At 54.1% G+C, this 16,716-nt stretch carries 11 protein-coding genes and 1 riboswitch; of the genes, 7 read left to right on the top strand and 4 right to left on the bottom strand.

All coding sequences use genetic code 11. The annotated features are described in order from the left end of the window. Window positions 1-5: 5 nt before the first annotated feature. Together hemE and nudC are read right to left on the bottom strand one after the other, a co-directional pair. On the bottom strand, window positions 6-1,070 hold the full coding sequence (hemE, locus tag C1P89_RS17990) for a uroporphyrinogen decarboxylase (RefSeq protein WP_000137657.1): 1,065 nt from the start codon (window positions 1,068-1,070) through the stop codon (window positions 6-8). Between the two features lie 39 nt (window positions 1,071-1,109). After that, a complete protein-coding gene (nudC, locus tag C1P89_RS17995) occupies window positions 1,110-1,883 on the bottom strand; it encodes an NAD(+) diphosphatase (RefSeq protein ID WP_000373940.1) in 774 nt (257 codons plus the stop codon). Between the two features lie 94 nt (window positions 1,884-1,977). On the opposite strand from nudC, the gene C1P89_RS18000 reads away from it, so the two are divergent. From C1P89_RS18000 to thiH, 7 genes are all read left to right on the top strand, one after another. Beyond that, a complete protein-coding gene (locus C1P89_RS18000; RefSeq protein WP_000934297.1) occupies window positions 1,978-2,454 on the top strand; it encodes an Rsd/AlgQ family anti-sigma factor in 477 nt (158 codons plus the stop codon). Window positions 2,455-2,506: 52 nt separating this feature from the next. Beyond that, window positions 2,507-2,607: riboswitch (TPP riboswitch) on the top strand. A gap of 80 nt (window positions 2,608-2,687) precedes the next feature. After that, window positions 2,688-4,583, top strand: a complete 1,896-nt coding sequence (gene thiC / locus C1P89_RS18005; RefSeq protein WP_001276930.1) for a phosphomethylpyrimidine synthase ThiC — start codon at window positions 2,688-2,690, stop codon at window positions 4,581-4,583. After that, on the top strand, window positions 4,583-5,218 hold the full coding sequence (gene thiE, locus C1P89_RS18010; protein WP_000284610.1) for a thiamine phosphate synthase: 636 nt from the start codon (window positions 4,583-4,585) through the stop codon (window positions 5,216-5,218). The genes thiC and thiE overlap by 1 nt, the downstream gene beginning before the upstream one ends. Next, the gene (gene thiF, locus C1P89_RS18015) at window positions 5,211-5,966 is read left to right on the top strand and encodes a thiazole biosynthesis adenylyltransferase ThiF (RefSeq protein ID WP_000999728.1); all 756 of its coding nucleotides are present in this window, start codon (window positions 5,211-5,213) and stop codon (window positions 5,964-5,966) included. The genes thiE and thiF overlap by 8 nt, the downstream gene beginning before the upstream one ends. After that, window positions 5,950-6,150, top strand: a complete 201-nt coding sequence (gene thiS, locus C1P89_RS18020; protein WP_001166232.1) for a sulfur carrier protein ThiS — start codon at window positions 5,950-5,952, stop codon at window positions 6,148-6,150. The genes thiF and thiS overlap by 17 nt, the downstream gene beginning before the upstream one ends. Before the next feature lies 1 nt (window position 6,151). Then, window positions 6,152-6,922: a thiazole synthase gene (thiG, locus tag C1P89_RS18025; RefSeq protein WP_000944094.1), complete on the top strand. Its 771-nt coding sequence runs from the start codon at window positions 6,152-6,154 to the stop codon at window positions 6,920-6,922. Further along, the gene (thiH, locus tag C1P89_RS18030; RefSeq protein WP_000847434.1) at window positions 6,919-8,052 is read left to right on the top strand and encodes a 2-iminoacetate synthase ThiH; all 1,134 of its coding nucleotides are present in this window, start codon (window positions 6,919-6,921) and stop codon (window positions 8,050-8,052) included. Before thiG ends, thiH begins: the two co-directional genes overlap by 4 nt. Before the next feature lie 241 nt (window positions 8,053-8,293). Here thiH and rpoC read toward each other — a convergent pair whose 3' ends face one another. Further along, the gene (gene rpoC / locus C1P89_RS18035) at window positions 8,294-12,517 is read right to left on the bottom strand and encodes a DNA-directed RNA polymerase subunit beta' (protein WP_000653944.1); all 4,224 of its coding nucleotides are present in this window, start codon (window positions 12,515-12,517) and stop codon (window positions 8,294-8,296) included. A gap of 76 nt (window positions 12,518-12,593) precedes the next feature. Next, the gene (gene rpoB / locus C1P89_RS18040) at window positions 12,594-16,622 is read right to left on the bottom strand and encodes a DNA-directed RNA polymerase subunit beta (RefSeq protein WP_000263098.1); all 4,029 of its coding nucleotides are present in this window, start codon (window positions 16,620-16,622) and stop codon (window positions 12,594-12,596) included. Window positions 16,623-16,716 lie beyond the last annotated feature (94 nt).

The following is a 16,716-nucleotide window of genomic DNA, read 5'->3' on the forward strand; positions in this document are numbered from 1 at the left end:
ACTCCTTAGCGGTGATATTGTTCAGACAGTCGATGCACTGCCTCCACGAACACGCCAGCATGTTCTGGCGGCACATCCTGATGAATGCCGTGACCAAGGTTAAAGACATGACCTTCGCCGTGACCGAAACCTGCAAGTATAGTCGCTACTTCTTCTTCAATGCGGGCAGGCGGCGCGTACAGCATCGACGGATCCATATTACCCTGCAACGCGACTTTATTGCCCACACGGCGGCGCGCATCGGCGATATCCGTTGTCCAGTCGAGGCCCAACGCATCGCAACCGGTTTCTGCCATCGCTTCCAGCCACTGTCCGCCGCCTTTGGTAAACAGCGTGACTGGCACGCGGCGACCGTCGTTTTCACGCAGTAAACCATCAACAATTTTATGCATGTAATAGAGCGAGAACTGTTGATAATCGCGCCCGGTAAGCACACCGCCCCAGGTGTCGAAAATCATCACTGCCTGAGCACCGGCTTTAATCTGCGCATTCAGATACAAAGTGACGCTTTTCGCCAGTTTATCGAGTAGAGCGTGCAGCGCCTGCGGATCGGCATACATCATTTTTTTGATCACGGTGAACGCTTTGCTGCTGCCGCCTTCCACCATGTAGGTCGCCAGCGTCCACGGGCTGCCGGAAAAACCAATCAGCGGCACTTCGCCTTTCAGTTCGCGACGAATGGTACGCACCGCGTTCATCACGTAACCCAGCTCATCTTCCGGGTCCGGAATTGGCAGTTTATCGACGTCGGCTTTGCAGGTGACTGGCGAGGTAAAACGCGGACCTTCTCCGGCTTCAAAATAGAGCCCTAACCCCATCGCGTCCGGCACGGTGAGGATATCGGAAAAGAGGATCGCCGCATCCAGCGGGTAGCGACGCAGCGGTTGCAAAGTCACTTCGCACGCCAGCTCGGCGTTTTTGCACAGCGACATAAAATCGCCCGCCTGGGCGCGCGTGGCTTTATATTCCGGTAGATAGCGACCCGCCTGGCGCATCATCCATACTGGAGTGACATCAACGGGCTGGCGCAGCAGCGCCCGCAGATAACGATCGTTTTTAAGTTCGGTCATTTTGGCTGTTCCTTAGTGCGTCAGGCGGTCAGTGTATCATCACTCATACTCTGCCCGACACATCGCCACAGTATCTTCTATCAGACGGCGCGCTACGGTGCCGGGCGGCGGGAGTAACGGCAAATCGTCATAGCGATACCAGTTCGCCTCGAGCAATTCTTTCGGGTCGATCACGATGTCGCCGCTGTCATATTCCGCCATAAACGCGGTCATTAAAGACTGAGGAAACGGCCACGGCTGAGAAGTCACGTAACGCAAGTTTTTAACTTTAATTCCGCTCTCTTCCATCACTTCCCGCGCGACTGCCTGCTCGAGGGTTTCGCCCACTTCGACGAATCCGGCAAGTACTGTATGGACACCGTTACGATGGCGGGTATGCTGGGCGAGGAGGATCGAATCATCGCGACGGATGGCAACAATAATGCAGGGGGCGATTTGCGGGTAGTAACGCTCACGGCAATGGCTGCACAGCATCGCCCATTCGGTTTTGCTCGGATACATTTCATGCCCGCAGTAACCACAGTATTTATGCGATCGGTAAAACTCCGCCAGTTGTACGCCTCGTCCGGCCAGTTGAAACAGCCCAACATCGAGATCAATGACCTGACGTACCGACCCCATATCGTGACGCCGCTGCTGTTGTACTAACCAAACAGGTTCCCCCTGCCATTCGCCGATTTGTAGTGCGCGCTGACCCACAAGATCGAAATTTGCCGCTTCGCCATATGGCAATTCTCCCTTCGGCAACCATAATTTTTGTTCATGGCTGACGACCCACCAGCCGTGATCTAATTTTTCAATTATACGATCCATAGCTCTTGCACTACCTTTGCATCACTGGCATGTTTAACATGGTTTTTACATTTCTCACTGAGCAGTTTTTGAATACAAACTTGCGGAGTCAATCATGCTTAACCAGCTCGATAACCTGACGGAGCGCGTCAGAGGAAGTAACAAACTGGTTGATCGCTGGCTACATGTACGTAAGCATCTGCTCGTGGCTTACTACAATCTGGTTGGCATTAAGCTTGGCAAAGAATCGTACATGAGGCTAAACGAAAAAGCCCTTGATGATTTTTGTCAGAGCCTGGTCGATTACTTGTCTGCCGGACATTTCAGTATTTATGAGCGCATTCTTCATAAGCTGGAAGGCAACGGGCAACTCGCGCGCGCCGCGAAGATTTGGCCGCAACTCGAAGCCAATACCCAACAGATTATGGATTACTACGATTCCAGCCTGGAAACCGCCATCGATCATGATAATTACCTTGAGTTTCAACAGGTTTTATCTGACATCGGCGAGGCGCTGGAAGCGCGCTTTGTGCTGGAAGATAAGCTGATTCTGCTGGTGCTTGACGCCGCCCGCGTCAAACATCCTGCTTGAGTTCTGCGCTGTTAACGCGTAATTTACATTCAACGCCCCGTTTGTGGGGGCTAATTTCTTGTCGGAGTGCCTTAACTGGCTGAGACCGTTTATTCGGGATCCGCGGAACCTGATCAGGCTAATACCTGCGAAGGGAACAAGAGTTAATCTGCTATCGCATCGCCTTTGCGGCGATCGTCTCTTGCTTCATCCGTCGTCTGACAAGCCACGTCCTTGACTTTTTGGAATGAGCTATGTCTGCAACAAAACTGACCCGCCGCGAACAACGCGCCCGGGCCCAACATTTTATCGACACCCTGGAAGGCACCGCCTTTCCCAACTCAAAACGCATTTATATCACTGGCACACACCCCGGCGTGCGCGTGCCGATGCGTGAGATCCAGCTTAGCCCGACGCTAATTGGCGGTAGCAAAGAACAGCCGCAGTACGAAGAAAACGAAGCGATTCCGGTCTACGACACCTCCGGCCCGTATGGTGATCCGCAGATCGCCATTAACGTGCAGCAAGGGCTGGCAAAACTACGCCAGCCGTGGATCGATGCGCGCGGCGATACCGAAGAACTTACCGTGCGCAGTTCCGATTACACCAGAACGCGGCTGGCAGATGATGGTCTCGACGAGCTACGTTTTAGCGGCTTATTAACGCCAAAACGCGCCAAAACAGGACGCCGTGTCACCCAACTGCACTACGCCCGCCAGGGCATCATCACGCCGGAAATGGAATTCATCGCCATCCGCGAGAATATGGGCCGCGAGCGCATCCGTAGCGAGGTTTTACGCCACCAGCATCCGGGAATGAGCTTTGGCGCACATCTGCCGGAAAATATCACTGCGGAATTTGTCCGTGATGAAGTTGCTGCCGGACGTGCGATTATCCCGGCCAACATTAATCATCCGGAATCGGAGCCGATGATTATTGGTCGCAATTTCCTGGTAAAAGTTAACGCCAATATCGGCAACTCGGCGGTCACCTCTTCCATCGAAGAAGAAGTGGAAAAGCTGGTATGGTCCACGCGCTGGGGAGCGGATACGGTGATGGATCTCTCCACCGGTCGCTATATTCACGAAACCCGCGAGTGGATTTTGCGTAACAGCCCGGTGCCGATCGGTACAGTGCCGATCTACCAGGCGCTGGAGAAGGTTAACGGGATCGCCGAAGATCTTACCTGGGAAGCGTTCCGCGACACGCTGCTGGAACAGGCCGAGCAAGGTGTGGATTACTTCACTATCCATGCGGGCGTACTGCTGCGCTATGTGCCGATGACCGCGAAACGCCTGACCGGTATCGTCTCTCGCGGCGGTTCGATTATGGCGAAATGGTGCCTCTCCCATCATCAGGAAAATTTCCTCTATCAACACTTCCGCGAAATTTGTGAAATCTGTGCCGCTTATGACGTTTCGCTGTCGCTGGGCGACGGTCTGCGCCCCGGTTCTATTCAGGACGCCAACGATGAAGCGCAGTTTGCCGAGCTGCATACGCTGGGCGAACTGACCAAAATTGCCTGGGAATATGACGTGCAGGTGATGATTGAAGGCCCAGGCCACGTGCCGATGCAGATGATCCGCCGCAATATGACCGAGGAGTTAGAGCACTGCCACGAAGCGCCGTTTTACACTCTGGGGCCGCTAACTACCGATATTGCGCCGGGCTATGACCACTTCACGTCGGGGATTGGTGCGGCGATGATTGGCTGGTTTGGCTGCGCGATGCTCTGTTACGTAACGCCAAAAGAGCATCTGGGTCTGCCTAATAAAGAAGATGTTAAGCAGGGGCTTATCACCTATAAGATTGCCGCCCACGCCGCTGACCTGGCGAAAGGGCATCCAGGCGCGCAAATTCGCGATAACGCCATGTCGAAAGCCCGCTTCGAATTTCGCTGGGAAGACCAGTTTAATCTGGCCCTCGACCCGTTTACCGCCCGCGCTTATCACGATGAAACCCTGCCGCAAGAGTCAGGTAAAGTCGCCCATTTTTGCTCCATGTGTGGGCCGAAATTCTGCTCGATGAAAATCAGCCAGGAAGTACGTGATTACGCCGCCGCGCAAACCATTGAAGTGGGAATGGCGGATATGTCGGAGAACTTCCGCGCCAGAGGCGGAGAAATCTACCTGCGTAAGGAGGAAGCGTGATGTATCAGCCTGATTTTCCTCCTGTACCTTTTCGTTTAGGACTGTACCCGGTGGTGGACAGCGTACAGTGGATCGAACGTCTGTTGGATGCAGGCGTACGTACTCTCCAGCTACGCATCAAAGATCGGCGCAATGAAGAGGTGGAAGCCGATGTCGTGGCGGCAATTGCGCTGGGCCGCCGCTATAACGCGCGATTGTTTATCAACGATTACTGGCGGCTGGCGATCAAGCATCAGGCGTATGGCGTCCATTTGGGGCAGGAAGATTTGCAAGCCACCGATCTCAATGCCATCCGCGCGGCAGGCCTGCGGCTGGGCGTTTCGACACATGACGATATGGAAATCGACGTCGCGCTGGCAGCACGCCCCTCTTATATCGCGCTGGGACATGTGTTCCCGACGCAAACCAAACAGATGCCTTCTGCACCGCAGGGGCTGGAACAGCTGGCACGGCATGTTGAGCGACTGGCGGATTATCCCACCGTGGCGATTGGCGGTATCAGTCTGGCGCGCGCGCCTGCGGTGATAGCAACGGGTGTCGGCAGTATCGCCGTCGTCAGCGCCATTACTCAAGCCGCAGACTGGCGTTTGGCAACGGCACAGTTGCTGGAAATTGCAGGAGTTGGCGATGAATGACCGTGACTTTATGCGTTATAGCCGCCAAATTCTGCTCGACGATATCGCTCTGGACGGGCAGCAAAAACTGCTCGACAGCCAGGTGCTGATTATTGGTCTTGGCGGGCTGGGTACACCTGCTGCGCTATACCTGGCGGGGGCTGGCGTCGGGACGCTGGTACTGGCAGATGACGACGATGTGCATTTAAGCAATCTGCAACGACAAATCCTCTTTACCACTGAAGATATCGATCGCCCGAAATCGCAGGTCAGCCATCAGCGACTGACACAGTTGAATCCCGATATTCAACTGACAGCATTACAACAACGGTTAACGGGTGAGGCGTTAAAAGATGCGGTTGCACGGGCCGATGTGGTGCTCGACTGTACCGACAATATGGCGACTCGCCAGGAGATTAATGCCGCCTGCGTGGTACTCAACACGCCGCTTATCACCGCCAGCGCGGTCGGATTTGGCGGTCAGTTGATGGTACTGACGCCGCCCTGGGAGCAGGGGTGTTACCGCTGCCTGTGGCCAGATAACCAGGAGCCAGAACGCAACTGCCGCACGGCGGGCGTGGTTGGCCCGGTGGTCGGGGTTATGGGCACTTTGCAGGCACTGGAAGCCATTAAGTTATTAAGCGGTATAGAGACACCTGCGGGAGAACTCCGACTGTTCGACGGTAAATCGAGCCAGTGGCGCAGCCTGGCGTTGCGCCGCGCCAGTGGTTGCCCGGTATGCGGAGGAAGCAATGCAGATCCTGTTTAACGATCAACCGATGCAGTGCGCCGCCGGGCAAACTGTTCACGAACTACTGGAGCAACTCGACCAACGACAAGCGGGCGCGGCTCTGGCGATTAATCAGCAAATCGTCCCGCGTGAGCAGTGGACGCAACATATCGTGCAGGATGGCGACCAGATCCTGCTTTTTCAGGTTATTGCAGGGGGTTGAGATGTTACGTATTGCGGACAAAACGTTTGATTCACATCTGTTTACCGGCACAGGGAAATTCGCTTCTTCACAACTGATGGTGGAGGCGATCCGCGCTTCCGGCAGCCAGCTGGTGACACTGGCGATGAAACGTGTCGACTTGCGCCAGCACAACGACGCTATCCTCGAACCGCTTATCGCGGCGGGTGTGACCCTGCTGCCAAATACTTCCGGGGCGAAAACAGCGGAAGAAGCCATTTTCGCCGCCCATCTGGCACGTGAAGCGTTAGGCACAAACTGGTTAAAATTAGAGATTCACCCTGACGCCCGCTGGCTGTTGCCCGATCCCATCGAAACTCTGAAAGCCGCCGAAATGCTGGTACAACAGGGATTTGTCGTGCTGCCTTACTGCGGGGCCGATCCGGTATTGTGTAAACGTCTGGAAGAAGTCGGCTGTGCAGCGGTGATGCCGCTCGGCGCGCCGATTGGCTCGAATCAGGGACTGGAAACCCGTGCCATGCTGGAGATTATTATCCAGCAGGCCACAGTTCCGGTGGTTGTCGATGCTGGCATCGGCGTTCCCAGCCATGCCGCGCAGGCCCTGGAAATGGGGGCCGACGCGGTGTTAGTGAATACGGCGATTGCCGTAGCGGACGATCCCGTCAACATGGCGAAGGCATTTCGTCTGGCGGTAGAAGCAGGCCTGCTGGCACGTCAGTCCGGACCGGGCAGCCGCAGTCATTTTGCTCATGCCACCAGCCCGCTGACTGGATTTCTGGAGGCATCGGCATGAAAACCTTCAGCGATCGCTGGCGACAACTGGACTGGGACGACATCCGCCTGCGTATCAACGGCAAAACGGCTGCTGACGTAGAACGGGCGCTAAATGCCTCGCAACTCACCCGCGACGATATGATGGCGCTGTTATCGCCAGCCGCCAGTGGCTATCTGGAACCACTGGCCCAACGGGCGCAGCGTCTGACCCGTCAGCGATTTGGCAACACAGTTAGTTTCTACGTCCCGCTTTATCTTTCCAATCTTTGCGCTAACGACTGCACGTACTGCGGATTTTCCATGAGTAATCGCATCAAGCGCAAAACGCTGGATGAAGCGGATATTGCCAGGGAAAGCGCCGCTATACGGGAGATGGGCTTTGAACATCTGCTATTAGTCACTGGTGAACATCAGGCGAAAGTGGGGATGGATTACTTTCGTCGTCATCTCCCCGCCCTGCGTGAACAGTTCTCTTCACTACAAATGGAAGTGCAACCGCTGGCGGAGACGGAATACGCCGAGTTAAAGCAACTTGGTCTGGATGGGGTGATGGTTTATCAGGAGACATATCACGAGGCGACTTATACCCGCCATCATTTGAAAGGCAAAAAACAGGACTTCTTCTGGCGGCTGGAAACGCCGGATCGGCTGGGGCGTGCGGGGATTGATAAGATAGGCCTCGGCGCGCTAATTGGCCTTTCCGACAACTGGCGCGTTGACTGCTATATGGTTGCCGAACATTTGCTATGGCTGCAACAGCATTACTGGCAAAGCCGTTACTCTGTCTCCTTTCCGCGCCTGCGCCCGTGTACTGGCGGCATTGAGCCTGCGTCGATTATGGATGAACGCCAGTTAGTGCAAACCATCTGCGCCTTCCGACTGCTTGCACCGGAGATTGAACTGTCACTCTCCACGCGGGAATCACCGTGGTTTCGCGATCGCGTTATTCCGCTGGCGATCAATAACGTCAGCGCCTTCTCGAAAACGCAGCCAGGTGGCTATGCCGATAATCACCCCGAGTTGGAACAGTTCTCACCGCACGACGATCGCAGACCGGAAGCGGTTGCTGCCGCGTTAACCGCTCAGGGTTTGCAGCCGGTATGGAAAGACTGGGACAGCTATCTGGGACGCGCCTCGCAAAGACTATGAGACGGAATGTAAGAACGTAAATTTATTCCGAGCCGCTACGGAAGATGAAAAACGCAAGGTTGTTGAAAGCGTTGTGTTTTTTTATGGTAGTGCCGTCAGCAGGAATGTTGTCCAGGGCGAAAAGCTTCTTCCTCGTTTCGCCCTGCCTTTCTTAATATTTTCCGTGAAGAATTTGCCCTCTGAATAACACCCATAAAAAAACCCGCCGAAGCGGGTTTTTACGTTATTTGCGGATTAACGATTACTCGTTATCAGAACCGCCCAGACCTGCGTTCAGCAGTTCTGCCAGGCTGGCAGATGCGTCTTCTGCAGTCACCTGCGGTGCAGCCGGAGCTTCACCCGCAGCACGGCGACGCATACGATCCTGGTGGTACGCGTAACCGGTACCTGCCGGGATCAGACGACCCACGATAACGTTCTCTTTCAGGCCGCGCAGTTCGTCGCGTTTGCCCGCAACGGCTGCTTCGGTCAGCACGCGAGTGGTCTCCTGGAACGATGCCGCGGAGATGAAGGACTCGGTTGCCAGAGACGCTTTGGTGATACCCAGCAGATCGCGGGAGTAAGTTGCACCCACTTTGCCGTTCGCTTCCAGTTCGCGGTTTGCGATCTTGACGCGAGAGTATTCAACCTGTTCGCCTTCCAGGAAGTCGGAGCTGCCCGCGTTAACGATGGTAGCTTTACGCAGCATCTGACGAACGATAACTTCGATGTGTTTATCGTTAATCTTAACGCCCTGCAGACGGTATACGTCCTGTACTTCGTTAACGATGTAACGAGTCACAGCATGAACACCACGCAGACGCAGAATGTCGTGCGGCGCTTCCGGACCGTCGGAAATTACGTCACCACGTTCTACACGTTCACCTTCGAACACGTTGAGCTGACGCCATTTCGGAATCATCTCTTCGTACGGATCGCTACCGTCTACCGGGGTGATAACCAGACGACGTTTACCTTTGGTTTCTTTACCGAAGGAAACGATACCGCTGATTTCAGCCAGGATTGCCGGCTCTTTCGGACGACGAGCTTCGAACAGGTCCGCAACGCGCGGCAGACCACCGGTGATGTCCTTGGTACCGCCGGATTCCTGCGGAATACGCGCCAGGGTGTCACCAGAGCTGATCTGTACGCCATCTTCCAGCTGAACAATCGCTTTACCCGGCAGGAAGTACTGCGCAGGCATATCGGTACCTGGGATCAGAACGTCGTTACCCTGAGCATCAACGATTTTCAGTGCCGGACGCAGATCTTTACCACCTGCGGTACGTTCTGCGGAATCCAGAACCACCAGCGAAGACAGACCGGTCAGTTCGTCGGTCTGACGAGTAATGGTCTGGCCGTCGATCATGTCAGTAAAGCGTACAAAACCGCTTACTTCGGTGATAACCGGCATGGTGTGCGGGTCCCAGTTTGCAACGGTTTCGCCGCCAGCAACCTGTTCGCCATCGCCTTTCGCCAGTACCGCACCGTAAGGCACTTTGTAGCTTTCTTTGGTACGACCGAATTCGTCGATCAGTTTCAGTTCGGTGTTACGGGAAGTGATAACCAGTTTACCGCTGGAGTTCACAACCGACTTCACGTTGCTGAGCTTGATGCTACCTTTGTTTTTCACCTGGATGCTGGATTCAGCAGCCGCACGAGATGCCGCACCACCGATGTGGAACGTACGCATGGTCAGCTGTGTACCCGGTTCACCGATGGACTGTGCCGCGATAACACCGATTGCTTCACCTTTGTTGATGATGTGGCCACGCGCCAGGTCACGACCGTAGCAGTGCGCACATACACCAAAGTCGGTGTCACAAGATACAACAGAACGTACTTTTACCGCGTCGACAGAGTTCTCTTCCAGCAGGTCACACCACTGTTCGTGCAGCAGCGTGTTGCGCGGAACGAGGATATCAGCAGTACCCGGCTTCAGAACGTCTTCAGCAGTTACACGACCCAGTACGCGATCGCGCAGCGGCTCTTTAACGTCACCACCCTCGATAACCGGAGTCATCATGATACCTTCATGGGTACCACAATCGTCTTCGGTAACCACCAGGTCCTGCGCCACGTCAACCAGACGACGAGTCAGGTAACCGGAGTTCGCAGTTTTCAGTGCGGTATCCGCCAGACCTTTACGAGCACCGTGGGTGGAGATGAAGTACTGGAGTACGTTCAGACCTTCACGGAAGTTCGCGGTGATTGGCGTTTCGATGATGGAGCCATCCGGCTTCGCCATCAGACCACGCATACCAGCAAGCTGACGAATCTGTGCCGCAGAACCACGCGCACCGGAGTCGGCCATCATGTAGATGCTGTTGAAGGAAACCTGCTTCTCTTCCTGACCGTCACGGTTAATCACGGTTTCAGTTTGCAGGTTATCCATCATCGCTTTGGATACACGATCGTTCGCCGCAGCCCAGATATCGATAACTTTGTTGTAGCGTTCGCCCGCAGTTACCAGACCAGACTGGAACTGCTCCTGAATTTCAGCAACTTCTGCTTCTGCCTCGGAGATGATTTCGTGTTTCTTCTCCGGGATGACCATGTCATCGATACCAACAGATGCACCAGAACGCGCTGCATAGGCGAAGCCGGTGTACATGATCTGGTCCGCAAAAATAACGGTCGGTTTCAGACCGAGAATGCGGTAGCAGGTGTTCAGCATTTTGGAGATTGCTTTTTTACCCAGCGCCTGGTTGACGATGGAGTAAGGCAGACCTTTCGGTACAATCATCCACAGAATGGCACGGCCAACAGTCGTGTCTTTCAGGCTGGTTTTCGCTACTAATTCACCGTTTGCATCTTTTTCATACTCGGTGATACGCACTTTAACGCGCGCATGCAGAGAAGCCAGACCAGAGCGATACAGACGTTCTGCTTCTTTCGGGCCAGTCAGCACCATGCCTTCGCCTTTGGCGTTAACACAGTCACGGGTCATATAGTACAGACCCAGAACAACGTCCTGAGACGGAACGATGATTGGTTCGCCGTTCGCCGGGGACAGGATGTTGTTGGTAGACATCATCAGCGCACGCGCTTCCAGCTGGGCTTCCAGCGTCAGCGGTACGTGAACAGCCATCTGGTCACCATCGAAGTCGGCGTTATATGCCGCACAAACCAGCGGGTGCAGCTGGATAGCTTTACCTTCGATCAGTACCGGTTCAAATGCCTGGATACCCAGACGGTGCAGAGTCGGTGCACGGTTCAGCAGTACCGGGTGTTCGCGGATAACTTCGTCCAGGATATCCCAAACGACAGCTTCTTCGCGCTCAACCATTTTCTTCGCAGCTTTAATGGTGGTAGCAAGACCACGCAGTTCCAGCTTGCCGTAGATGAACGGTTTGAACAGCTCCAGCGCCATTTTCTTCGGCAGACCGCACTGATGCAGACGCAGGTATGGACCTACGGTGATTACAGAACGACCGGAGTAGTCAACACGCTTACCGAGCAGGTTCTGACGGAAACGACCCTGTTTACCTTTGATCATGTCGGCCAAAGATTTCAGAGGACGCTTGTTAGAACCGGTGATCGCACGACCGCGACGACCGTTATCCAGCAGGGCGTCTACCGCTTCCTGCAGCATACGTTTTTCGTTACGTACGATGATGTCCGGCGCAGCCAGATCCAGCAGACGTTTCAGACGGTTGTTACGGTTAATGACGCGACGATACAGATCGTTCAGGTCAGAAGTCGCGAAACGACCACCATCCAGCGGAACCAGTGGACGCAGATCTGGCGGCAGTACCGGCAGAACGGTCAGGATCATCCACTCTGGTTTGTTACCAGACTGAACGAACGCTTCCAGCAGTTTGATACGCTTGGTCAGCTTTTTACGCTTGGTTTCGGAGTTGGTTTCGTTCAGCTCTTCACGCAGCTGTTCGCACTCTTGCTCCAGATCCATGCTCTTCAGCAGAGCCTGGATTGCTTCCGCACCCATCTTCGCGTCGAATTCGTCACCGAACTCTTCCAGCGCGTCCAGATACTGCTCTTCAGTCAGGATCTGCTGACGTTCCAGGTTGGTCATACCGCCTTCGATAACCACATAGGATTCAAAGTACAGTACGCGTTCGATATCGCGCAGCGGCATATCGAGCAGCAGACCGATACGGGACGGCAGCGATTTCAGGAACCAGATGTGCGCAGTCGGGGAAGCCAGTTCGATGTGGCCCATACGCTCACGGCGTACTTTAGTCTGGGTCACTTCAACGCCGCACTTCTCACAGATGACGCCACGGTGTTTCAGGCGCTTGTACTTACCGCACAGGCACTCGTAATCTTTTACCGGCCCAAAGATACGGGCGCAGAAAAGGCCGTCACGTTCTGGTTTGAACGTACGGTAGTTGATGGTTTCCGGCTTTTTAACTTCACCGAAAGACCATGAACGGATCATGTCTGGCGAAGCCAGAGCAATTTTGATCGCATCAAACTCTTCGGTTTTAGTCTGCGCTTTCAGAAACTTTAATAAATCTTTCACGGATTTGCTCCCGTCGGAGTTAGCACAATCCGCTGCCGGGTTTTACCCCGACAGCAGTGACCTGTTTGAGCGAGAATTACTCGTCTTCCAGTTCGATGTTGATACCCAGCGAACGAATCTCTTTCAACAATACGTTGAAGGATTCTGGCATGCCCGGCTCCATCTGATGGTTGCCGTCCACGATGTTTTTATACATCTTGGTACGACCGTTCACGTCATCAGACTTAACGGTGAGCATTTCCTGCAGGGTGTATGCTGCGCCGTATGCTTCCAGCGCCCACACTTCCATCTCCCCGAAACGCTGACCACCGAACTGTGCCTTACCACCCAGCGGCTGCTGAGTAACCAGGCTGTAAGAACCGGTGGAACGCGCGTGCATCTTGTCGTCGACCAGGTGGTTCAGTTTCAGCATGTACATGTAACCAACGGTTACCGGACGCTCGAACTGTTCACCAGTGCGACCATCGTACAGGCGGATCTGACCGGAAGTCGGCAGGTCGCCAAGTTTCAGCAGCTCTTTAATTTCTGCTTCTTTCGCACCGTCGAACACCGGCGTTGCGATTGGCATACCTTTGCGCAGGTTTTCAGCCAGACGCATAACTTCTTCATCGCTGAAGGTACTCAGGTCAACTTTCTGACGAACGTCAGCGCCCAGATCGTACGCACGCTGGATGAATTCGCGCAGTTTCGCGACTTCTTGCTGCTGTTTCAGCATGGCGTTGATCTTGTCGCCGATACCTTTCGCAGCCATACCCAGGTGGGTTTCGAGGATCTGACCGATGTTCATACGAGACGGTACGCCCAGCGGGTTCAGTACGATGTCTACCGGCGTACCGTTTTCATCGTAAGGCATATCTTCGATCGGGTTGATCTTAGAAATTACACCCTTGTTACCGTGACGACCTGCCATCTTGTCACCAGGCTGGATACGGCGTTTAACCGCCAGATACACCTTAACAATCTTCAGCACGCCCGGTGCCAGATCGTCGCCCTGGGTGATTTTGCGGCGTTTCGCTTCGAGTTTCTTCTCGAACTCGTGTTTCAGTTCGTCATACTGCTCAGCCAGCTGTTCCAGCTGATTTTGTTTCTCTTCGTCGGTCAGGCCCAGCTCCAGCCAGCGATCGCGCGGCAGTTTGTCGAGCTTCTCAGCTTCAACGCCACCGGCTACCAGCACAGCACGGATACGGCTGAACAAACCCGCTTCGAGGATCTGCAGTTCTTCAGACAGGTCTTTCTTCGCCTGTTTGAGCTGCATTTCTTCGATTTCCAGCGCACGTTTGTCTTTTTCTACGCCATCGCGAGTAAAGACCTGAACGTCGATAACCGTACCGGATACACCGTTTGGTACGCGCAGAGAAGAGTCTTTAACGTCAGAGGCTTTCTCACCGAAGATCGCACGCAGCAGTTTTTCTTCTGGGGTCAGCTGAGTTTCACCTTTCGGCGTTACCTTACCAACCAGAATGTCGCCACCGGTCACTTCCGCACCAATGTAAACGATACCGGATTCATCCAGTTTGGAGAGCGCAGCTTCACCCACGTTCGGGATGTCAGCGGTGATCTCTTCCGGCCCCAGCTTGGTGTCACGGGACACACACGCCAGTTCCTGAATGTGGATGGTGGTGAAACGGTCTTCCTGAACAACACGCTCGGATACGAGGATGGAGTCTTCGAAGTTGTAACCATTCCACGGCATGAACGCTACGCGCATGTTCTGACCAAGCGCCAGTTCACCGAGGTCGGTGGACGGACCGTCTGCCAGCACGTCGCCACGTTCAACCGGTTCACCCAGAGACACACACGGCATCTGGTTGATACAGGTGTTCTGGTTAGAACGGGTGTATTTGGTCAGGTTGTAGATGTCGATACCTGCTTCACCCGGATACATCTCGTCTTCGTTAACTTTGATAACGATACGGGAAGCATCCACGTACTGAACGACACCACCACGTTTAGCTACCGCAGTTACACCGGAGTCAACGGCAACAGCACGTTCCATACCAGTACCAACCAGCGGCTTATCAGCGCGCAGAGTCGGAACGGCCTGACGTTGCATGTTCGCACCCATCAATGCACGGTTGGCGTCATCGTGTTCCAGGAACGGGATCAGGGACGCACCGACGGATACCACCTGCTGGGTGGATACGTCCATGTAGTCAACCTGGTCACGGCTGAACAAGCTGGATTCGCCTTTGCTACGGCAAGTTACCAGGTCTTCTACGAAGTGGCCTTCTTCATCCAGGTTGGAGTTCGCCTGGGCGATAACGTAGTTGCCTTCTTCGATAGCAGAAAGGTAGTGAATTTCGTCAGTTACAACACCGTCGGTCACCTTACGATACGGAGTCTCAAGGAAGCCGTATTCGTTAGTCTGTGCGTACACGGACAAAGAGTTGATCAGACCGATGTTCGGACCTTCAGGGGTTTCGATTGGACATACGCGACCGTAATGAGTCGGGTGTACGTCTCGAACTTCGAAGCCTGCACGTTCACGGGTCAGACCACCCGGGCCGAGTGCGGAGATACGACGTTTGTGCGTAATCTCAGACAGCGGGTTGTTCTGGTCCATAAACTGAGACAGCTGGCTGGAACCGAAGAACTCTTTCACTGCTGCGGAAATCGGCTTGGCGTTGATCATGTCCTGAGGCATCAGGGTATCCAGATCGCCCAGAGACAGACGCTCTTTCACCGCACGCTCTACACGTACCAGGCCAACGCGGAACTGGTTTTCCGCCATTTCGCCAACAGAACGGATACGACGGTTGCCGAGGTGGTCGATATCATCGACTTCGCCTTTACCGTTACGGATATCGATGAGCTTTTTCATAACATCAATGATGTCGTCTTTGCTCAGGATACCGGAACCTTCGATTTCTTCGCGCAGCAGAGAACGGTTGAACTTCATACGACCAACCGCAGACAGGTCATAACGGTCTTCGGAGAAGAACAGGTTCTCGAACAGGCTTTCAGCTGCTTCACGAGTCGGCGGCTCGCCAGGGCGCATCATGCGGTAGATTTCTACCAGTGCGCTCAGACGGTCGTTAGTTGGGTCGACACGTAAGGTTTCAGAGATATACGGGCCGTGATCCAGGTCGTTGGTGAACAGCGTTTCAATACGCTTGTGACCAGACTGGCTCAGCTTAGCCAACAGATCCAGGCTCAGCTCCATGTTCGCTGCGCAGATCAGCTCGCCGGTAGACTCATCAATATAGTCTTTAGCAACCACTTTACCTGCGATGTACTCAACCGGGACTTCGATCAGTTTGACGTCGTCTTTTTCCAGCTGGCGAATGTGGCGCGCAGTGATACGGCGGCCTTTTTCTACGTACACTTTACCGTTAGCTTCGATGTCGAAAGATGCAGTTTCACCACGCAGGCGTTCCGGCACCAGCTCCATCTGCAGCTTGTTATCACGGATTTCAAAGATAACTTTTTCAAAGAACAGGTCGAGGATCTGCTCTGTGGTGTAGTTCAGGGCGCGCAGAATGATGGTCGCAGGCAGTTTACGGCGACGGTCGATACGTACGAACAGGTTGTCCTTCGGATCGAATTCGAAGTCCAGCCAGGAACCACGGTAAGGGATGATGCGCGCGTTATACAGCACTTTACCCGAAGAGTGGGTTTTACCTTTGTCGGAGTCAAAGAAGACGCCCGGACTACGGTGCAGCTGGGAAACGATAACACGCTCAGTACCGTTGATAACAAAGGTACCGTTGTCTGTCATGAGCGGAATTTCGCCCATGTAGACTTCTTGTTCTTTAATGTCTTTTACGGTGCCTTCCGGCGCTTCGCGCTCATAGATCACCAGACGCAGTTTAACGCGCAGCGGTGCGGAATAGGTCACGCCACGGATTTGACATTCCTGGACGTCAAACACCGGTTCGCCAAGGCGGTAGCTGACGTATTGCAGCTCGGAATTACCGCTGTAGCTCTGAATCGGGAATACGGAACGGAAAGCAGCTTCCAGACCATACTGCCCTTCAGGATCTTGCTCGATAAATTTCTGAAACGAGTCAAGCTGGATAGAAAGGAGATAAGGTACATCCAGAACTTGTGGACGTTTACCAAAATCCTTACGAATACGTTTTTTCTCGGTATAGGAGTAAACCATAGGGTTCCTCAGCTCGCTGACAAGTCGACCCATCTGTCCATTGAGCGGACAGTTTGTGCAACACTATTTTGTTGACCGGAAAATGGAACACTTT

Origin of the sequence: Shigella sonnei (genome assembly GCF_002950395.1) — a bacterium.
Classification (GTDB): domain Bacteria; phylum Pseudomonadota; class Gammaproteobacteria; order Enterobacterales; family Enterobacteriaceae; genus ECMA0423.